Raw genomic sequence first — 19245 nt, 5'->3', positions numbered from 1 at the left:
ACGAAAACGTAGTCCAGACCGGAGATGTCACCAGTGACCGACAACTCGTCCACGCCCACCCCGGGACAGCCCGCGCTCGACACCAGCGTCTCGCACTCGGCCCGAGTCTGGAACTACCTGCTGCAGGGCAAGGACAACTACCCCGCCGACCGCGCGGCCGGCGACTTCATCCTGCGGACGTTCCCTGACATCGCCCGCGTCGCCCGCGTGCAGCGGCGGTTCCTCACCCGCGCCGTCCAGTACCTGGTGGGTGAGGCGGGCATCCGGCAGTTCCTGGACATCGGCACCGGCCTGCCGACCGCCGACAACACCCACGAGGTCGCCCAGCGGCTGGCCCCGGAGTCGCGGATCGTCTACGTCGACAACGACCCTCTCGTGCTGGTGCACGCCCAGGCCCTGCTCACCAGCACCCCGGCCGGCATGACCGACTACGTCGAGGCCGACGTGCGCGACCCGGAGGGGATCCTGAAGCACGCCGCCAGGACGCTGGACCTCACCCGGCCCGTCGGGCTCATGATGCTGGGCATCGCGGGCCAGATCCCCGACCACGACGATCCGTGGTCGATCGTGAACCGGCTGCTGGACGCCCTGCCGTCCGGCAGCCACCTGGCGCTCAGCGACGGCACCGACACCAACCCGGCGCTCAGCGAGGCCATCCGGGTCTACAACGAGAACTCGGCCAGCTCGTACCATCTCCGCAGCCCCGAGCGGATCGCCGGCTTCTTCGACGGCCTGGAACTGGTGGAGCCCGGCGTGGTCACGACGTCGAGGTGGCGGCTCGACGCCACCTCGATCGAGGGGACTCCCGCGGGGGTGGACGCGATCTGCGGCATCGGCCGTAAGCCCTGAGGAACCGCGGCAATGGGCGCAGGGCCTGAAGATCCGCGGCACCGGCGCAGGCCCTGAGAATCCGCGGCATCGGACGCAAGCCCCGAAGGTCCGTGGCACCGGGCGTGAGCCCCGAAGGTCGGTGGTGCCGCACTCACCGTGCCGCGCGCGACCTACCGTGATCCGCCGCTGCTCTCCACGGCCGCTACCTGCGGCTCACATTACCGCCACGACCCGCCACGGCCCGCTACGGCTCGAAGAGCACGAGCCGGTGCCGTGGCGCCATTTCCAGCACCACGCGGCACACCTCTCCGGCCCGGGGGAAGACCGCGTTCATCAGCACGAAGTTCTCGCCCACGGTCAGCGGCTCCGACCATGGTGAGACGTCGTAGTTCTCGGCGGTCAGGTCAGGGAAGAGCGCCGTCAGCTCCTCGTAGAAGGCCGCCACCTCAGGACGCGGCTCACCGGGCGCGGCTCCGCTCTCGTCCCAGACGAGATACCGGCGAAGGGCCTCCCGCGCGGTGATCGGTTCGGCCCCGAACCAGACTCCGAGATCAAAGCTCACACCACGTCCTCGTCGTCCTCGTCGTCCTCGTTCTCGCCTCGCCTGCCCGGCCGTCGAATCCTACGTGCCCGGTGGACGCCCGGTATGCGCGGCCGACGACACGAACCGCGACGGGAACGGGACGGGGGACGTCTGATCGGGCGGGGCCCGGTGGCGGGAGGCCGGCGTCAGCGTCCCGTACGGACGCCCAGCGTCACCGTCTCGCGGGAAGCCGGGCGCCCATCGTCCGGACACGCCGGAAATCCCCTGCTAAAAAGGATCGATGCGTACCCCGGCGAAGAACGCCCCGAAGGCGCCGCGACTCAGCCTCCCCTACCTGTGCGGGGCGGTGGGCGGACCGCTGTTCGTCGTCGCCTTCCTGATCCAGGGGGCCACCCGCGACGGCTACGACCCGACGCGCCATCCGATCAGCTCGCTGGCCCTCGGCCCGTCCGGATGGATGCAGGTCGCCAACTTCGTCGTCACCGGCCTGCTGACGCTCGTCTTCGCCGCCGGCCTGCGCCGGGACCTGCCCGCCTCCGGACGGCACTCGACCTGGGGGCCACTGCTGATCGGGCTGTACGCGATCGGGCTGATCGGCGCCGGCGTCTTCCCGACCGACCCGGTCAGCGGTTATCCGCCCGGCTCGTCCTCGCTGGGCGAGCACACCTGGCAGGGCCGGCTCCACGACCTGCCGTTCTCGTTGCTCGTCTTCGTCGGGCTGCCCGCCGCGTGCTTCGTGTTCGCGCGGCGCTTCGCCGGCTGGGGCGAGCGCGGCTGGGCGGTCTACTCGGGGATCAGCGGCCTGGTGTTCATCGTCGCGTTCGTGCTGGCCGGTCTGGGTTTTTCGCAGACCGAGGGATTCGTCGAGCTCGGCGGCCTGTTCCAGCGGATCTCGATCACGGTCGGCTTCTGCTGGTCGAGCCTCCTCGCCGTCCATCTGATGCGAACCCCCCGTGTTCCCGCCCCGGCACAACCGGCCTGACCGGCCTGACCGGCCTGACCGCTCTCCTCGTACGACCCGGCCTGACCGCTCTCCCCGTGCGACCCGCCTGACCGCTCTCCCCGTCGCCGGGCGACGCGAGAGCGCCGCCCGCGTCGAGTGGCAGGCCGGGCCGTCGCCGTGCCTGTCACCCGAGGCGCGGCGTCAGGCCAGGTTTCCCGCCGGGATCCGACCCGGAGCGGACCACTCCTGGATCCAGTTCGGGTAGGCGACCGGCGGCCGGCCGACCTCGTCGAGTTCGGCGAGGTCCTGCTCGGTGAGCGTCAGGTCGACGGCGGCGATGTTGTCCGTGAGCTGTTCCAGCTTGCGCGCGCCGACGATGACGCTGGTGACGGCGCGCTGGGCGAGCAGCCAGGCGATCGCGACCCGGGCGGGGCTCACCTCGTGCCGCGCGGCGACGGTCCGCAGCACGTCGAGCACCTTGAAGCCCCTCTCCTCCTCGAACGGCACGAAGTCGAAACCGTTCCGGGCCCGGCGGGAGTCCTGTTCGGTGGTCACCCCGCCACGGTCGAACTTGCCCGTGAGGAATCCGCCGAGAAGCGGTTGCCACACCGTCAGGCTCAGCCCCGCGTCCTCCGCCAACGGCACCAGCTCACGCTCGACGTCGCGCGTCGCCAGTGAGTACTGAATCTGATTGGCGACGAACCTCGCCTGGTCGTGCAGCGCGGAGATGCCCAGCGCCTTGCCGACCTGCCAGGCGGCGAGGTTGGAACAGCCGATGTAGCGGACCTTGCCCTGCCGTACCGCGTCGTCGAGCGCGCTCAGCGTCTCCTCGAGCGGCGTCAGGCGGTCGTAGTTGTGGATCTGGTAGAGGTCGATGTGATCGGTCCCCAGCCGGCGCAGGCTGTCCTCCAGGGCCCGCATCACGTGCAGACGGGAAAGCCCCTGGTCGTTGGGCCCCGGCCCGACCGGAGCGAACAGCTTGGTGGCGAGCACCACGTCCCGCCGGCGCCGCCCGATCGCCCGGCCGAGCAGTTCCTCGCTCTCGCCGTCGGCGTAGACGTCGGCGGTGTCGATGAAGTTGATCCCGGCGTCGAGTGCCGTGCCGACGATCCGATCCGCCTCCTCCTGCCCGAGTGCCCCGAGGGTGTCGAACACCGGGTGACCCTTGCCGCCGAACGTCATCGCGCCCAGGGAGATCTCGGAGACCCAGACTCCCGTACGTCCCAGCAGACGATATTTCACCAGCTACTCCTTCGTGTGTACGTCCGGCCCGCCGACGGGCGGCCAGGCGTCTCGCGCATGCCCGGTCACTGCGTCCGGACACCATGTCCGGAAATTAAGCTACACGATGTCCGGACAAGGTGTAGCTCGCTGTTCGCCGCCAGGTGACGCCTAGGATCCGGGTATGCCTTCGATTACCCGGCGACGCACCGCGAACGTCGGCCGTCCCACCTCCGCCGAGGCGGAGATCCTGGCCGCGACGCAGCGTCTCCTGGTCGACGGCGCGAACTTCACCGAGCTCGGCGTGCGGCAGATCTCCACCGAGGCCGGGGTCGCCCGCTCGACCTTCTACAGCCACTTCCGCGACAAGACCGACCTGCTCACACGCCTGGCCACCGAACTCATGGCCTCCTCCTTCGACGTCACCTCGGCCTGGGACCCGTCGGACGGCGTCGACCGCCTCGCGGACGCCTTCCTGCGGGTGGTGCGGGTCTACCGGGAACACGCCGCCGTACGGCGGGCGATCGCCGAGGTCGCCGCCTACGACGCGACGATGCGCGACTTCTGGGGCAAGGAGGTCGGCCAGTTCACGAACTGGACGATCGCGGTGCTCCGTGCCGAGCAGGACGCGGGCCGCACCCCCGCCGGCCTCGACCCGGTGAGCGCCACCCGGGTGATCGTCACGGGCGGCGAGCGGGCCATCGTCGACCACGTCACCGCCGGGGATCCCGCCGCCGACGCCGCGTTCGCCCGCGAGATGGCGCTGACCTGGTGGCACGGCGTCTTCCGCCGCCCGGCGGACCACGGCAGGTAGCACTTCCAGGCGCGGGCCGGCCGGACGTACCGGCGCGCACGGTCAGCGGCGGCATCCTCGCCACCGGCTCCGCCCCCTCCTCCTTCCCTTGACAGGCAAGTGGTGACTTGCCTATAACTGAGCCCGTGGACGCAGACCCAGACCTGTTCAAGGCCATCGGCGACGCGACACGACGCATCATCCTGGACGAGCTGAGCGAAAAGGACGGCCAGACGCTGTTCGAGATCTGCAGCCGGCTGACCATGAAGCACGGCCTGGGCTCCTCACGCCAGGCCATCTCGCAGCACCTCGCGGTGCTCGAACAGGCCGGCCTGGTGCACACCCGGCGGCAGGGCCGGTACAAGTTCCACCACCTCGACACGAGCCCGCTGCGCTCGATCGTCGAGCGGTGGCCCATCAACCGAGAGGAACCGAACCCGTGATCCGCATCAACATCACCAGCGTGCTCGTCGACGACCAGGCCAAGGCCCTGGCCTTCTACACCGAGAAGCTGGGGTTCATCAAGAAGACCGACGTGCCCGCCGGTGAGGCCCGATGGCTCACCGTGGTCTCCCCCGCCGCCACCGACGGTGTCGAGCTGCTGCTGGAGCCGGACGGCCACCCGGCGGCGGGCCCGTTCAAGAAGGCCCTGGTCACCGACGGCATCCCCTTCACCCAGTTCGCCGTCGACGACGTGTACGCCGAGGTCGAGCGGCTCAAGGGGCTGGGCGTCGAGTTCACCCAGGACGCGACCGACCTCGGCCCGGTCGTCACCGCCGTCCTCGACGACACCTGCGGCAACCTGATCCAGATCGCCGCCATGAAGTAGCCGCTCATCCCCTCCGGCGTTGACCTCGGCGGGTTCGGAGGCACACCGGTCCGGCAGACTGGAAAGGACAGAAAGGGGTCCCATCATGACCGACAAGCCCATCCTGCAGCCCGGACCCAGCCATCCGATCACGATCACGGCGAACCCGGCCCGGGTCGTCGTCTCGGTGGGGGGCAAGGTGGTCGCCGACTCGCAGCGCGCGCTGACGCTGCAGGAGGCGTCGTACCCGCCGGTGCAGTACGTCCCGATCGCCGATGTCGACCGCTCGCTGCTGGAGCGGACCGACACCGCCACCTACTGCCCCTTCAAGGGCGACGCGAGTTACTACACCGTCACGGTGGACGGGAAGCAGGCGGTGGACGCGGTGTGGTTCTACGAGTCGCCGCACCCGGCCGTCGCCGAGATCAAGGACCACGTCGCCTTCTACCCCGACCGGGTCGACTCGATCACCGTCGAGCAACCGCCCGCCTGAACCCGGGGGCGCTTTCCCTGTGTCCTTGATTCGAGGACCTTCCCAGGGAACACGGCCGAGCCGGGCGGCGGCCTGCGCGGGCCGCCGCCCGGGCCGGTCAGGGGCCGCCGGTCAGCTCCACCTGATCGATCGCGCGTCGTCGTTGAAGTTACGGCCGTTGATGACCGGCATGACCGCCCGGTCAACGAGGAGCTCCCCTCTCCGCGCCGACCTGGACCTGCTGAGCCCGGCCGACGCGATCAGCGGCCAACCCACACCCGGTCTTTTATGAAGACTGCGGACGCCGACTGCCAGCGACCAGGGACGACACGTTCTTCTCTATGAACTTCTCATTCAACAACTCGAAGTGATCCTCTCGGAAGAGGTCGAAGATCCGAACCATGTCTTTCTGCCTGGCCCTGGTCACGATCTCGTTGAAGTACTGATCATAGTGAGCGGAAAAGAATATCTTGATATGCGGGCACTGGGAGCGCAGCCTGTCCAACCGTTGAAGGAACAGGTCATACTTTCCCGACTCCTCCCAGTATTCCCACCAGTCCTTCGCATGTCTTTGAATCTGCGCCAGGTTCTTCTTGCTGATCTTGTGAAGGTATTCCGAGATGTTCTGGAACTCGATCAAATCGTTGGGTATCTGGGAGATGCGTTTGAGCTCTGCCAGAGGTTGCTCCGGGTCCATTTGAGCGAAGCCACTCGACACAACCATCGATGAATGATTGATGTTGGGATCCAGGAGAAGCAGGGCCGTGACCTTTGGCTTGCGGGCGGGATGGTCCTGCCACAGCTCACCTAGCCGGAGAATCATATCGGCCCCCACCGAAAACCCAACCAAGACCAGTTTTTTCTGTGGATATCTCCTCTGCAGACTGTTTATGGCACCGTTTACGAGCTCGGCGTGGGTCGTCAGGCCGATAGGTCGGTATCTCTCGTCGCGGGCCTCCTTGGTGTTGAACCCGAAAAGGGTGATCGCAGCCGTGTGCTCGTGGGCGATGTTCATGTACGGTCGGAAATCGTTCGCGTCCAGCCCCAGCCCGTGCAGGAGGATCACAAGCGTGCCGGATTCGGTCACACGCTCCAGATAGTGGAGCTCACGTCCGATCACCGCTTGGTCGTTCGGCAGGTCCTCGTCGAAGTCGATGGTGCGGATGTCCATGGACTCGTTGACGATGCGCCGACGTGCCTCCCTGCGCCGTTCGATCACACCTCGCGCCTTCCAGGTAAGCACGCTGATTCCCAGGCCGGCACCGGCGAGGAGCGGTGCGGGCTCGGAAAGGTATCCCCAAGCCAAGCCGATGACATCGCGAGCGTCGTCACTATAGATTCCGACGAGAACACCACAGACGCCGGCGACCAGGCCGGCGGGCGTGCGGTAACGGCGCACGACCTCGTCCAGTCGCTCCCGCCCGTTCGGGTTGTCAACCACCGTCCTCCCCTTCACGGCAGATGACGGTGTGGAGATCGGCCCCCCAGGTGGCAGTCCCGATGAAATGCGCATCACTGACGTCCGCCAAGTGGAGCGCGGTCGGGTCACCGGGCAGATAACCCTCGACCCGACATCCCTGCCGCAAAAGACCATGGCTGGGGTTCATCACCAGGAACAGACCGGGAGAGGCCATACTGGCCAGAACACACTTCTTCACCATGTCTTGGATTTTCGCATCGTATTGGAAAAGAACAAAGTTACATGTGATGATGTTGAATTCTCTTTCGGAGATAAAGTCCGCGAGCTCCGCGATGTTCAGCATGTCCAGCTCGTGGAGGGCGACCTCTTTCTTCGTGGCCTCGGTCTCGCGGAGCGACCACGCCAATTCCTCGAATCGCTCCTCATAGTACCGAGACGGACCATGGCACGTTTGAACCCAGTCGAGGCCGGGCAGCGGCGGTGCGTCGATTCCATGCCGGGAGACCAGGGGTATTTCCTTGTAGGCAGGCGCCGCGGGCAACCATTCCAGATTACGCGCGAACCTGTCGTACACGACCTTGTTATTGAGTTGCCTGGGCAGGATCCCTAGACCGGTACCGACGTCAAGGAAACGCACTTCCGGCAACCGGTGCGCCGAAGCGAACCCGCCGATGATCAACTGGGGGACCAGGAACCGGCGAGCACCGGTGAACGAGTTCGAATGGCTGCGAATCGCCTCGGTCAAATCCGCTTCGTTACTCTCGACGAGCTCGCGGAGTAACCTCAGGCGCGTCGCCGGACTCACATGGCTCTTGAAGAGGGACATCATCTTGTAGTCACACAGCACGATCTGACGAACTGCGGCGCCGATCAAGGTTACGAGGTGGGCGTCGCTGATATGTGGCCTAGCGGTCCACACCTCGTCCAGCATGCGGTCGAAAGTCGGATGTCCACTGGCGAGCAGGTCACCAAGAGCGTGGTGCAGAACCCCCCATCCGTGATGGCTCTGCTGGTGCTGCCGGATCGCCGCGAGCGTGCGCGCGAACCGTTCTCTCGAATCGGCAAACGTCACAATGCCTCCGCAGTGACTCGGTGGCCGCCAGGGCCGCGTACGACCGCCTGACCGGATGCCCTCAGGTCTGTCCTGGGTCCCGAGCTTCTCCGAGACAGCGAGGGCACTACGCCGCCTCCTCTATGGCTTGGTCGTCGGCGGGGCAACGGGAGCGGAAGGTATAGGTGTCCGCGAAGCGGAGAACAAGCTGGTGGGCCCAACCGGGTATCGCGTTCCGATCGAGCGCCTCGATGGCCGTCGACATGCATCTTTTGGCCGCCTCCGCGAAACGGCGGTCGCCCATCGCCTCGTGGGCGGCCCTCACCCAGTCCTCTCGGCTCATCGTTCCAGGTAGCGACTCGACGACCCGCACAGCCTCGGCCGAGGCATGCGGATCATCGAGAAGTGTGCTGATGACGACGACCGGAACCACCCAGTTGTCGTCGTTCTGGGCATCGATCATCCTCAACTCCAGGTATCCACGTGGACGCACAGGAGGAATGACCGACCGCAGATGACAACGGAGATCGTCCAAGAAGACCGCCCGCGGTCCAGCGCCGCGCAGCCACCGCCTCATGGTCAGGTCGGCGGTCGGACGCTGAAAAGCATATGAATCGGCTTGGGAAACTCCAACCACTCGCGCGTCCAGCACATATCTCACCCATGCGTCTCTCGGGTCGCCGGAAAGAGGAAGGGGATCAGTGCGGGTCGGGTCGGTCTGGAACCGGAGAATCTGTCGCCCCGACTGGGCCAGACCATCGATCAATATAGGAGAATTCGCGAACATCGCCATGAAGATCGGGCCAAGATTGTTGACCACCCACCATCTACGCCGCCAACCGCGCCACCCCGGAGAGGCGTCACCGGCGTCGATGTTGACCTGAACCGACGCGGCATTGCACATCAGAATTCTACCGTTCGGGCCAAACTGGTCGTAGTCATGCTCGAGTGCCGCATAGCGCGGCAGGTCAAGAATTCGAACAGCCGGCCGATCGTCCAGCCCCTTACCGACCAGGCTCAGGTCATGGCGGGCCGCCCTGTTTCGGAGGAGTGCGAGATCGCCCGCGGCGGCATCGAGACATCCTGCTAGCGTTTCAGCCGGTGCGGTGCTCAGTTCGAGTTGGCCACCGGGCTCAAAGGAGATCATCCCTCCCTCGGGCAGGGGGCCGTCGGCAAGGCTGAGGCACGATCTGACATCCGCTATTCCAACCCGTTGGCCAGGGGATTTGTCGCGGACCACAAGCCATTCAAGTTCGATACCGATGCGCCCCACTCGGTCTCGAGAGAAGGCATTGTCGTAGATCCATTTTGTTGCGGTGCGTTCCGTGAGCACCTCGTCCACGCACTACTCCTTCCTGGCACCTTCAACGACAACACCAGGACTTCTCCAAGTGCAAGATAAATGGAGCACATCCGTGTACTCTATTAAGACAGTTAGGTGTTCTCCGTGTCCAGACCGATCTAGAAACATGGTGACCGCGAAGCTCATCAGCACGCGATGCCCGAATCAGGCCTTCCTCGGTCAAGGGATGCAACGAACGCCCACGTAGCCCCTGCCACCGACCGTGAGGCACGAACCATGACAACTACCAACAACCACACAGAGCTTCAACCCACCCCAAACCTGACATATGATGAAATGTTCAGCGATTCACCCACAGTGACCGTTTTCCTCCACGGACTCGGCCTGGATGCCAACGACTACAGCGACTACCTCGCGGAGCACAAGGACGAGCACGGCTTCGCGATCACGTTGCCAGGATTCAGTCGGACCGAAAAAGTTTCGGGTCCGCCCATACCTCTGTCAACGCACATCGAAGTCGTGTCCGACTTCATCATCGAGGTGTCCGAGAAGAATCCGACGAAGGAGCTTTTGCTCGTGGGGTTCTCGCTAGGGGCCGACATGATATTGCTATTGGCGGAACACTGGAAGAATTCCAGGTCACCCACTCCAAGATTGGCCGGCGTGCTCTTGCTGGATCCCAACGTGAACCAGTCGACGATGAGCATCTCGAAGCTGTTCGCCAGATCAGATCCCGCCAATCCGCTGCCCACCTTCAAAGAGCTCGTCAACCTTGCCCAGGATCGCGATTTGTTCCAGGCACTATGTCTCTACATGGCCAAGATTGCCAAAAAAGACTTTACCCAGCTATGGAGACTGTCGCGAGACATGATCGAATATTGGAAGCCGGACGGCTATTCCCAGATCGGCGAGAGGCTGGCAACCGTCGCCGAGATCGCGGGAAGCGTGCGAATAGTGCTGTCGGCCGCGTACGAGCAGCATCTCCCCGAGATGGAAAAATCCGTTGTCTTCCATGGCGCGCCGAGCGTGTCATTCCACCTCACCGCACTTGATCATTTCGACCTGATCAGCAACCAGGTTCTCTCCAAGGAACTTCAGCTGTTCCACTGATCGACCGCTGCACAAATGCCGTGTTTCCCGTCACGATTCACCAGGTACGGCCCCCCTCTCGCTCTACGCGGGACACCGCCGAGGGGTTTCGCACGCGGCGATCGACCCGACCTCGAACCAGACTGCGAGCGTCGAAGCTCATGTCACCCCGCGTACCTGCCAGGTTGCCCGGTCGTTGAATTTTCGTGTTCGGCGCCCTTCCCCAAGTAGGGTGTACATCAGGCGCGATCCCGACAGGAAGCCGTACCCACCCTTCGCCGAGATCAAGGACCACGTCGCCTTCTATCCCGACCGAGTCGGCTCCATCGTCATCGAGTAGCCACCTGGGGCACTTTTCACGGTATTACCGGCGCTCTTGATGCTTCCGGTGCTTTCTGCGCGAGAACCTTTCCCGGGGGTACGAACGGTCCGGGCGGCGGCCTGCGCGGGCCGCCGCCCGGGCCGGTCAGGGGCCGCCGGTCAGCTCCACCTGATCGATCGCGCGTCGTCGTTGAAGTTACGGCCGTTGATGACCGGCATGACCGCCCGGTCGTTCAGGTAGCCGGTCGACGGGGGCAGGAAACCCGTGTAGGCGTAGTGGTTGGTGTAGCAGTTGGAGTAATTCTTGAAAGAGGAGATGCGGTCCCACCAGGTCCGCGGGAGATTGAGCGAGTAGTCGATGTCCGTGGTCGGTGTGGTGCATCTCCGGGAGCCGCGGAAGGTGTACGAGGCACCGCCGTAATTTATGTTCTGATATTCGATCCCGATCACCATCAAGGCCCCGGCGGGAGCGGGGGCCGCTCCGGCGTCGGCGGACTTCTCACTGCTGCCGAGCAGGGCGTCGAGGGCGGGGTCCTCCACGCCCTCGACGGCGGTGGCCGGGGCGTCGGTGATGGCGCCGTCGGTGGCGAATCGGATCGCCTCGGTGAACGTGGGAAAACAGCGCTCCGTCCCCTGTTTGCCCGATCCTCCGATCACGTCGACGACACAGTTGTTGGCGGGTGTGGGGGCCGGATCCCCGGGGGTCGCGGTGGCCCCGACCGGCGCCGGCGCGAAGGCGATCAGAGGCAGTGCCGTGCCGAACCCCGCCGCGAGAAGGCTCAGCCGCCGTACGGTGTCACGCTTGGCTCCCCGACGTGGTTCGGTTCCGGTTTCCTGGCGCATTTCCATCTCCTTGATGCTCGATCTCTCGAATTCATGTCACGCTGCCGGAATTCTTGCCGGGGATTTCCGACGCCCGAGAAATCTCGTCCGCTCACCCTTGGTTCACGCTTCCCGTGTTTCCCGGATGCCGGTTCGCGCCGCCGTCCGGCTCGATGTGGACCATCCAGTCATCCACCACAGGCTCACATTTTCCCCGTATGCCCGATTTCCCAGTAGTTGTACTCTTTTGGCGGGCATTCATCCCGGCTATTCGATGCGTCGTGTTCGAATGTAAATGGCGCATGGTAACCCTGGGAGACGAAACGGCAATGCGAACACGATTATCGAGGCCAGAGATAGCAATATCCCAACAAGGTTGGCTTGTATGTATATGTCGATATAAATTGCCGTGGCTGCTCACTGTCCGAGGCCGTCGACCCGGAGCGCTCATACCGGTGCGAGCCTGCCCGGCCTCGGCGATGTGCCCGACCGTCGGCCGGACGCGGGCGCCAGGAACCCGGACGGCGCCTTACGCGTCTGAAACCTCGTGGATCACTCGCGGCTTTTCCGGCTGTTCGCGGTCATCGTGATGTCCGTCGTCGCGGTCGGCGCGGTCTCGGCGTGTACGGTCCCCTTCGCCGACCGTCATCCGCCACCACCGTCGCCCCGGCCCACGAAGCTTCCGGAGCTTCCGAAGCCGCCCGAGCTGGACCCCGCCTCCGAGGTGTGGCCCGAGGCGATGTTCACCCTGCCCGCCAGGTTCGGGAAGGAGCCCGACGTCCAGCCGCTCGCCATGCTGAGCGAGACCGAGGCCCTCATGGTCACCCTCGAGATGCGCCCCCGGTTCGTGTCGTACGACCGCCGGACGCGGCGGCACCGGGTGCTGGCCACGGCTCCGAAGTGGAGTGAATGCGGCATGTGCTTCGAGATCAAGAGCGTGGCCGTGGGCGAGAAACAGATCGTCTGGACCGCCGGGGTCTACCGTTCCGAGCGCTGGAATCCCGGCAAGCGGCACGTCGAGCTGTGGACCATGCCGAGGTCGGGCGGGCAGATGAGACTGGTGACCTGGCTGACCGGCCACTACGACTACTTTCCGCCCCGAGACGCCCTGTCGATCGACGGTGACCAGGTCACCTGGCAGGCCGGCCGCGACGCCTACCGGATTTCTCTCTCCGGCGGGAAACCGCAGCGGATCGCCCCGGCCCCGAGCCCGTCCGCGGAACGGCCCGATCCGGATGTGCACTCCATGGGCTGCGGAGCCGAATGGTGCGCGGGTGAGGTGACGCCGGACTTCTACGAACTGTCCACGGTGGTGATCCAGCACAGGAACGGCTCGGGTCGCACCACGCTCCCCGCGGCGGGGGAAGGTCCTCTGATCCATGACAGGTTCGGCCTCTTCGGCCTGCCGTACGTGCACGGGATCGAGGTGAACCACTCCGTCAAGGATCCGGGCTCGTCCGCGCTGCTGTACGACCGATGCACGGCCAGATCGGCATGGGTCGGCGTCAGGCACGAGACCGAGGGCTCCAACACGATCGGCCGGGGAGTCTCAGGCCCGGAAGCGCCGATCCTGTTCTGGAGGGAACGGAGCAGCCGATACACGGTGCTGGACCTTTCGCGCATCTCCGACCAGCCGTGCCGGAACTGATCGGTCCACGTCCGGAGAGCGCCGCAGCGGGAAGGCCGAAGGCGGCCACGTCCTGCTGTCTCATCTGTGATCTTTCGTCCCGATACTGGGCTGCGGACGAGATCCGGAGAGCTGGGGAGAAAACGATGGGCGCCAAGGGCGGTACGGCCGAGATCATGATCACCGAGGCCCGCAAGGCGTTCTGGGTGATGGTCGGGTTCCTGGCCTTCATCTGGGTGATGCAGATCGTCAACTGGACGTCGGGCTACGAGCTGGGCCAGGAGCACGGCGTGCGGCCGTGGGACCCCGCGAGCCTGCCCGACATCGCGTCGGCGCCATTCCTGCACTGGAGCTGGGAACACATCCAGGCCAACTCCGGACCGCTGTTCGTCTTCGGCTTCCTGTCGGCCTACCGGGGCGTCGTCAAGTTCCTCGGCGTGACAGGACTGATCATCCTGGTCAGCGGCCTCGGGGCCTGGTTCACCTCCGACCCGCAGAGCGTGGGCGCGGGCGCGAGCGGTGTCGTCTTCGGCTACTTCGGTTACGTCCTGGTACGGGGCGCCTTCGACCGGCACCTGATCGACATCGTGGTAGGCCTGGTCATCGCCCTCTGCTTCTCCTACCAGTTCACCGGACTGCTGCCCAAGGAGGGCATCGGCTGGCAGGCCCACCTGTTCGGCTTCCTCGCCGGTCTGCTGGGCGGCTGGCTGTTCCGCGAGCGGAACCGCACACGATCGGTCCCGGACCCTTCACCTCGGAATCCGAGAACCGCGCTGCGGAAGGAACTGGACGAACTCGAACTCTGACGCGGGCGCACCGGGAACGGCCGCGACGGCGGCTCTCAAGAACTTCCGGGCGTCACGGACGGAGGTGTGGCGGTGAAGCGTTCGATCAGGCGGCGGGTCACCGCCGGGGCCGACAGAGCCTCTCCGGCCACGGCCAGGTCCATCGCCTCGGTGCCGTTCTCCGCGGCCCCTACGACCCGCATGCCCGGTTCCGTGTTCAGGAGGCCGAGAGCAGGACCCGAAGGAGGGCCTGGTCATGGCCGCGTACGCCGCCCTCGCGCTGCTCCCGGCGCTGCTGCTGGTGGAGCGGCGGGACAACTGACCACGCCGGCCTTCGCCACCGTGGAGGCTGCGCTCCGGCCGGCCGACGAGCACCGGGTGAGGAGGGCGGGGGGCACGCATCCGCGCGAGGATCTCCGGATCCTCGCGCATCGCCTCCTGTCGGATATCGGCCGGGGCCGCGCGGGCGGGCGAGGTTCGCGGAACCGGTGCGTCACCTCGACCCGATGCCGCCGCAGCCTCAGGAACAGCTGCCCTTCTTGGTGAGCCGGCCGCCGGTGACCTTGTTGTCGCAGGCGATCGTGTTGCCGCCCACGGTGTCGTTGACGCCGACGCCCCTGCCGCCGGCGAGATCGATGGTGTTCTTGCTGAAGACGTTGCCGGTGCCCCAGCCATCGACGATCTCGTGGGTCTGGAAGCCGTCCTGCGGCGTCTGCTTCCCGATGTTGCCCTCGATCACATAGTTGTTGCCCTTGACGTCGACCCAGGAGTCGTTGAGCTTGTCCCCGCCGAGTGCCGACCCGTCGAAGGTGTTGCCGACGACGCGGCCCCCGCTGGTGCCCTCCTTGATGTCCACGGCCTCAGCCGTGGCCCGGATCACATTTCCGCGTACCAGGTTGTTGTCGCTCCTGTCCATCTGCCCGCCGGAGTATCGCTTCCAGTTCGACTCCGCCGATCCGAGGTAGACGCCTTCACCGAACTTCGCGCGGCGCAGGCCGGTGTTGTAGATCTTGCTGTACTGCACCGTGTTGCCGATGCTGAAATTGCGCAGATGGACAGCCTCGTCGCCGATGTCGTGCACGGTGAGACCCTGGATGATCGAGCCCTTGGTCCTGTCCGCCATCACGCCCTTCTGGGCGTTTTTCACGGTGAAGCCCACCAGCCGCCAGAAACTCGCCCTGTCGAGATGGAAGGCGTAACCCTTCTTGACGCCGCCGCCGTCCAGGACCGATCGGGCGTCGCCGCACAGAAAGATCGGCTTGCCCCGTGTCCCCGACCTCTGGGCGACGAACCTGCCCTCGTAGGTGCCCGGACGCAGCCGGATGACGTCGCCCGCCCTGGCCGACCTGACCGCCCGCTGGAGCTCATCGGCGCTGCCGACGGTCCTGGTCGGCCGCGGGCAGCGCACCGCGCCGGGGCCGGTCGGCACGGCCATGACCGGTGCGGAAGCGGACATCATCCTCAGGCCCTTGAGGTCGCTCGCCTCCTTGTCCCCGCCACTGTTTCCATAACCGCCGACATCGGCGCCGACCCCAAGGCCCATGCTCCCGTTGCCACCGGCCACCGGCCAGAGCCCCATGGCCATGACCAGCGGTCCCACCAGCCCGACAACCAACTTGATACCGATTCTCATAACTCGTCTCCCTTTCCGGGGGTCGACAGACGATTACTCCACCAGGAGCACAAGACATGCTTCATCGCGAAAACTCCTGAGGTGACGCTCAATAGATGATCAACGCTGCAATCATGGACGCTCTTCACCGACGACCGCTGCAAGATCAAGGAAATCTCGGCTACCGCGCCGCGATCTTCGCCGACCACCGACACGGCCCTCCCGGCCGCATCGGTGGCGGACCTTCATCGCTCTCGGTGGACAACCTCGTTGCCGGGCGAGGAGCAAGTGCCAGGGCGCCGACGAGGGGAGGTCACCGTCATCGGGTCCCACAGCCGAATGCCCGTCCCGAAACCGAGACGCCACGCATTGCCGATCACCCAGCTGCGAGTTCGCCCGCGCCGTCGCCGAATCCGGACTCCAGATATCGACGCAGAGCTTCCCGCCCTCCTGGAACGAAGCGCCATTGATCAAAGGCTCCGCGCAGTTCGCCCACTGTCAGCCAGGTCTGCCAGTCGATCTCCTCCGGGTCGGGGACCAGAGGCTCCGGCACGATCGCCTCATGCACTCCAAGCCAGATGGGGCCGATTCCATCCCGGCACAGGAACTTGAACAGGAAGCGCACCGGCACTCGAACGCCCAGCTCTTCGGCCAGCTCACGGGCCGCCGCCTCTTCGTACGACTCGCCCACCTCCACGGCACCACCGACCAACATGTCGTAGTAGCCCGGGAACCGGGACAAGGTCCGGGCCCGTCGCAGCACCAGGATCCGCCCCTCGTGATCCCGGCAGATCGTCACCGCGATGCGATGCGGCCAGTTCTCACGCACCGCCTCGTCCCGCTCGACGACTCCCAGCACACGGTCGTGCTCGTCGACACGCTCAACCAGTTCACTCACGGAAACACGATCTCAGCCCCCACTGACAGGACCGGCGACCGCTCACGTCTCTTCTGAGTCTTCGACCCTTCGTCGAGGTTCAGCAGCCTCTGCTCTCTTTCGCCTGCACTATCTCGGAGGCCACCTTGAACGAGATGTTCTCTCCTACATGGGCCGGATGAGTACGTCGAAGGCCCTGCATGATGTGACCACTGTCATGTACGGGTCTTTGACTCGGAAGTGCCGACTTCCGAAACAGGCTTCAGGCGTACTCTCGCTGGATGAGACGGCGGTGTGACTCCTGGAGCTCTGCCGGCAGGTCGTCCGGGGCGCACCATCTCGCCTCCAGGATCTCGAAATCGTCGAGCTTGAGCGTGCCGCCGACGAACTCGGCCTCGTAGGCCACCTCCAGGCGCAGCCGGTAGCCGCTCCTCAGGCGGACCAGCTCTCCGACGTGGACCTTCAGCCCGGTCTCCTCCCGCACCTCGCGGCAGACGGTGTCCTCGAAGGTCTCCGACCTGTTCGCGTAGCCGGTCGGGAGGCCCCACTGCCTGCCCTCCGGCCAGAAGCGGTGCTTCAGCAGGAGGACGTTGCCGTCCTGGTCGCGCACCACGCCGGTCACCCCGACCATGAACGTGGCGTGCCGAAGCCAGTTGACGCGCCACTGGAGTGAGCCACTGGCCAGCCTCCAGAGCCGGACGATCAGCTTCTTCACGGTGAGTCCCATCCGCGGACCGGCGCCCGCCTGAAGATCAGACGCTACCCGTTCGGACCGTGACGCCCGAGCCCGGTTTCACGAACCGTGGGCGTAGTAGGAGTCGACCGCGGGCTGGCCGGTGTAGTTGGGTCCGGCGCGGTCGTCGGAGCCGAGATAGCGGTAGGGCAGGTCGACGACGCGGCGGCCCCGGCAGGTGATCCGGCGACGCCGGGGGTCGTAGTCCAGCCCGGCCTCCCGCAGCGCCGAGGCCAACCGGCGCCCCGCCGGTACGCCGTCGTCCACGAGGACGCTCCGGGTGTCGAGGTTGCCGACGAACAGGCCGTCCTCGGCGAGCCAACCGGCGGCCCGGGACAGGACACCGAGCTTGTCGCCCACGTAGTGCAGGCCGTGGACGCAGGTGATCAGGTCGAACGGCTCCTCGGGCTCCCAGCCGGTGATCGAGGCGGTGACCAGCCGGAGCCTCGGCGGGCGTGACGGCCCGGCGAAGAAGTCGACCAGGTCGACACCGACGATCTCCACCTCGTCTCCCAACTGCCGGGAGGCCTCGAAGAGAGCACGGGCCGAACCGCAGCACAGGTCGAGCCAGCGCACCCGTCTCCCGGCCCGCGTCCGCTCGCGCAGGACCTCCAGCACGTCGATGCCCAGCTCCCGGCCGTACCCGTTGGAACCGGTCAGCCCCCGCTCCCGGTTCATCACCCGGTTCGCCACCACCGACGAGCGCTCCAACGCCTCGTCATCGAGCAGTTTCGCCAAGGATGCGTACTCTCCCATCAGGCCAGTCGGTCGAACTCACCGATCTTGACGCCATCGACGAAGGTCCGCCACCCGGCGGGGGTGAAGAGGAGCTTGGGGCCCTGCGGGTCCTTGCTGTCGCGAACCGCGACCACGTCAGGCAGGTTGGCGGCCACCTCGACACACTGGCCGCCGTTGTCGGAGGAGCGCGACGACTTCCGCCACACCGCGACACTCAGGTCCATTTCCGCCTCACTCCATCAGCCGAACTCACCGGATTTGACGCCACCGACGAAAGCCCGCCACTGAGCGGGGGTGAAGAGGAGCTTCGGGCCCTGGGGGTCCTTGCTGTCGCGAACCGCGACCACACCCGGCAGATTCGCGGCCACCTCGACACACTGGCCGCCGTTGCCCGAGGAACGCGATGACTTCCGCCACACAGCGGTACTCAGGTCCATTCCCGTTTCACTTCCTCGATCATTTTGAGGGATACATGCTCAGGATAGGCCCACAGTCGTATTGCTTCATATCGGTTTCTGATGGAAGTCACGAGATCACAGTCAGTCGTGACATGTCCTTGGGCCGGGGAATCCGCATGGATGGTGTCCGGCTGCCCGCCCGGAAGCTCGGCGATCATGAAAGCTCCCGCCAAACCCGGAAGACATTCCGGGTCGACGATCTGAATGGAAATGGCAGGCTTCCCGGTGACCTTCAGCAGGTGATCGAGCTGCTCGCGCATCACTTCTGCACCACCTACCCGACGGCGTAGCACGCCCGCGTCGATGAGGACCAGAAGCAAGGGAGGGTCGTTTTTGTCGAGAATTCGCTGACGCCGCATGCGCGCCTGGACACGCTCTTCCACCTCTTCAGGAGTCATCCGAGGCTCCTTGGCGAAGAGGTGCCGGGCGTAGGACTCGGTCTGGAGGAGGCCGGGGACGAGGAGAGGGTCCCAGGAGCGGAGGACGCGGGCGGCGGGTTCTATTTCCTCGGCCCAGCCGATGAACCAGGCCGGGCCGCTGGGGCGGGCGACGATGTGCCGGCGCAGGTCCGTGAAGTGCGTGCTGCCGTTGGAGCCGAAGAGCAGGTCGAGCCGCTCGGCGTCGGATCTCGACGGCGTGCGGGTGGCGGACTCCAGGCGGCTCACCTGTGTCTGCGTGCATCCCAGGCGTGAGGCGACGGCGCTCTGGGACAGCTGCGCGGCCTCGCGCAGGCGGCGCATCTCGGACCCGAACCGCGCGTGCGGGGATCCGGGCTCCGGGGAGGTCTCGACGCTCAT

Annotated in this window: 24 protein-coding genes; 9 read left to right on the top strand and 15 right to left on the bottom strand. The window is 65.8% G+C overall.

Features of this window, described 5'->3' with window-relative positions; genetic code table 11:
* Positions 1–33 precede the first annotated feature (33 nt).
* Positions 34–849: an SAM-dependent methyltransferase gene (locus AC5L38_RS13985; protein ID WP_495243208.1), complete on the top strand. Its 816-nt coding sequence runs from the start codon at positions 34–36 to the stop codon at positions 847–849.
* Positions 850–1075: 226 nt separating this feature from the next.
* On the opposite strand, the gene AC5L38_RS13980 is transcribed toward AC5L38_RS13985, so the two are convergent.
* Positions 1076–1393 (bottom strand): hypothetical protein, encoded by a 318-nt coding sequence (locus AC5L38_RS13980; RefSeq protein WP_495243207.1) that lies wholly within the window; start codon positions 1391–1393, stop codon positions 1076–1078.
* Positions 1394–1655: 262 nt separating this feature from the next.
* On the opposite strand from AC5L38_RS13980, the gene AC5L38_RS13975 reads away from it, so the two are divergent.
* Entirely contained in the window at positions 1656–2357 is a 702-nt protein-coding gene (locus AC5L38_RS13975) for a DUF998 domain-containing protein (protein ID WP_495243206.1), read from the top strand.
* A gap of 162 nt (positions 2358–2519) precedes the next feature.
* Here the strand turns inward: AC5L38_RS13975 and AC5L38_RS13970 are convergent, their stop codons facing one another.
* A complete protein-coding gene (locus AC5L38_RS13970; protein WP_495243205.1) occupies positions 2520–3560 on the bottom strand; it encodes an aldo/keto reductase in 1041 nt (346 codons plus the stop codon).
* A 163-nt stretch (positions 3561–3723) separates the two neighbouring features.
* Here AC5L38_RS13970 and AC5L38_RS13965 point away from each other — a divergent pair, with 163 nt between their 5' ends.
* The 4 genes from AC5L38_RS13965 (at position 3724) to AC5L38_RS13950 (ending at position 5633) form a co-directional block, all read left to right on the top strand.
* Positions 3724–4353, top strand: a complete 630-nt coding sequence (locus AC5L38_RS13965) for a TetR/AcrR family transcriptional regulator (RefSeq protein ID WP_495243204.1) — start codon at positions 3724–3726, stop codon at positions 4351–4353.
* Positions 4354–4478: 125 nt separating this feature from the next.
* Positions 4479–4775 (top strand): ArsR/SmtB family transcription factor, encoded by a 297-nt coding sequence (locus AC5L38_RS13960; protein WP_495243203.1) that lies wholly within the window; start codon positions 4479–4481, stop codon positions 4773–4775.
* Positions 4775–5161 (top strand): VOC family protein, encoded by a 387-nt coding sequence (locus tag AC5L38_RS13955; RefSeq protein ID WP_495243435.1) that lies wholly within the window; start codon positions 4775–4777, stop codon positions 5159–5161. The genes AC5L38_RS13960 and AC5L38_RS13955 overlap by 1 nt, the downstream gene beginning before the upstream one ends.
* An 85-nt stretch (positions 5162–5246) precedes the next feature.
* Positions 5247–5633: a DUF427 domain-containing protein gene (locus tag AC5L38_RS13950; RefSeq protein ID WP_495243202.1), complete on the top strand. Its 387-nt coding sequence runs from the start codon at positions 5247–5249 to the stop codon at positions 5631–5633.
* Between the two features lie 111 nt (positions 5634–5744).
* On the opposite strand, the gene AC5L38_RS13945 is transcribed toward AC5L38_RS13950, so the two are convergent.
* The 4 genes from AC5L38_RS13945 to AC5L38_RS13930 all read right to left on the bottom strand — a co-directional run bounded on the left by AC5L38_RS13945 (position 5745) and on the right by AC5L38_RS13930 (position 9425).
* Positions 5745–5888: a hypothetical protein gene (locus tag AC5L38_RS13945; protein ID WP_495243201.1), complete on the bottom strand. Its 144-nt coding sequence runs from the start codon at positions 5886–5888 to the stop codon at positions 5745–5747.
* A gap of 10 nt (positions 5889–5898) precedes the next feature.
* Complete coding sequence (locus tag AC5L38_RS13940; RefSeq protein ID WP_495243200.1) at positions 5899–7053, bottom strand: alpha/beta fold hydrolase; 1155 nt, start codon at positions 7051–7053, stop codon at positions 5899–5901.
* Positions 7046–8104, bottom strand: coding sequence for a hypothetical protein (locus tag AC5L38_RS13935; protein WP_495243199.1), 1059 nt, complete (start codon positions 8102–8104; stop codon positions 7046–7048). Before AC5L38_RS13935 ends, AC5L38_RS13940 begins: the two co-directional genes overlap by 8 nt.
* 106 nt (positions 8105–8210) lie before the next feature.
* A complete protein-coding gene (locus AC5L38_RS13930; RefSeq protein ID WP_495243198.1) occupies positions 8211–9425 on the bottom strand; it encodes a glutamate-cysteine ligase family protein in 1215 nt (404 codons plus the stop codon).
* Positions 9426–9662: 237 nt separating this feature from the next.
* Here AC5L38_RS13930 and AC5L38_RS13925 point away from each other — a divergent pair, with 237 nt between their 5' ends.
* Positions 9663–10496, top strand: a complete 834-nt coding sequence (locus tag AC5L38_RS13925) for an alpha/beta fold hydrolase (protein WP_495243197.1) — start codon at positions 9663–9665, stop codon at positions 10494–10496.
* A 459-nt stretch (positions 10497–10955) separates the two neighbouring features.
* Here the strand turns inward: AC5L38_RS13925 and AC5L38_RS13920 are convergent, their stop codons facing one another.
* A complete protein-coding gene (locus AC5L38_RS13920; protein WP_495243196.1) occupies positions 10956–11639 on the bottom strand; it encodes a hypothetical protein in 684 nt (227 codons plus the stop codon).
* 526 nt (positions 11640–12165) lie between these two features.
* Between AC5L38_RS13920 and AC5L38_RS13915 the strand changes: the two genes are divergently transcribed.
* A complete protein-coding gene (locus tag AC5L38_RS13915) occupies positions 12166–13266 on the top strand; it encodes a TolB family protein (RefSeq protein WP_495243195.1) in 1101 nt (366 codons plus the stop codon).
* 125 nt (positions 13267–13391) lie between these two features.
* Positions 13392–14051, top strand: coding sequence for a rhomboid family intramembrane serine protease (locus tag AC5L38_RS13910; RefSeq protein WP_495243194.1), 660 nt, complete (start codon positions 13392–13394; stop codon positions 14049–14051).
* Between the two features lie 35 nt (positions 14052–14086).
* On the opposite strand, the gene AC5L38_RS13905 is transcribed toward AC5L38_RS13910, so the two are convergent.
* The 8 genes from AC5L38_RS13905 to AC5L38_RS13870 form a co-directional block, all read right to left on the bottom strand.
* On the bottom strand, positions 14087–14233 hold the full coding sequence (locus tag AC5L38_RS13905) for a hypothetical protein (RefSeq protein ID WP_495243193.1): 147 nt from the start codon (positions 14231–14233) through the stop codon (positions 14087–14089).
* A gap of 317 nt (positions 14234–14550) precedes the next feature.
* Positions 14551–15663 (bottom strand): right-handed parallel beta-helix repeat-containing protein, encoded by a 1113-nt coding sequence (locus tag AC5L38_RS13900; protein ID WP_495243192.1) that lies wholly within the window; start codon positions 15661–15663, stop codon positions 14551–14553.
* Between the two features lie 355 nt (positions 15664–16018).
* On the bottom strand, positions 16019–16540 hold the full coding sequence (locus AC5L38_RS13895; RefSeq protein ID WP_495243191.1) for an NUDIX hydrolase: 522 nt from the start codon (positions 16538–16540) through the stop codon (positions 16019–16021).
* Positions 16541–16781: 241 nt separating this feature from the next.
* On the bottom strand, positions 16782–17246 hold the full coding sequence (locus AC5L38_RS13890) for an NUDIX domain-containing protein (protein WP_495243190.1): 465 nt from the start codon (positions 17244–17246) through the stop codon (positions 16782–16784).
* Between the two features lie 66 nt (positions 17247–17312).
* A complete protein-coding gene (locus tag AC5L38_RS13885) occupies positions 17313–18008 on the bottom strand; it encodes a class I SAM-dependent methyltransferase (RefSeq protein WP_495243189.1) in 696 nt (231 codons plus the stop codon).
* Positions 18008–18214: a DUF397 domain-containing protein gene (locus AC5L38_RS13880; protein WP_495243188.1), complete on the bottom strand. Its 207-nt coding sequence runs from the start codon at positions 18212–18214 to the stop codon at positions 18008–18010. Before AC5L38_RS13880 ends, AC5L38_RS13885 begins: the two co-directional genes overlap by 1 nt.
* Positions 18215–18229: 15 nt before the next feature.
* On the bottom strand, positions 18230–18427 hold the full coding sequence (locus AC5L38_RS13875; protein ID WP_495243187.1) for a DUF397 domain-containing protein: 198 nt from the start codon (positions 18425–18427) through the stop codon (positions 18230–18232).
* The gene (locus AC5L38_RS13870) at positions 18418–19245 is read right to left on the bottom strand and encodes a helix-turn-helix domain-containing protein (RefSeq protein WP_495243186.1); all 828 of its coding nucleotides are present in this window, start codon (positions 19243–19245) and stop codon (positions 18418–18420) included. The genes AC5L38_RS13875 and AC5L38_RS13870 overlap by 10 nt, the downstream gene beginning before the upstream one ends.

This window comes from Streptosporangium nanhuense (genome assembly GCF_059358815.1).
The sequence above is the reverse complement of the archived record's forward strand: the minus strand, read 5'-3'. Positions and strand labels throughout refer to the sequence as shown.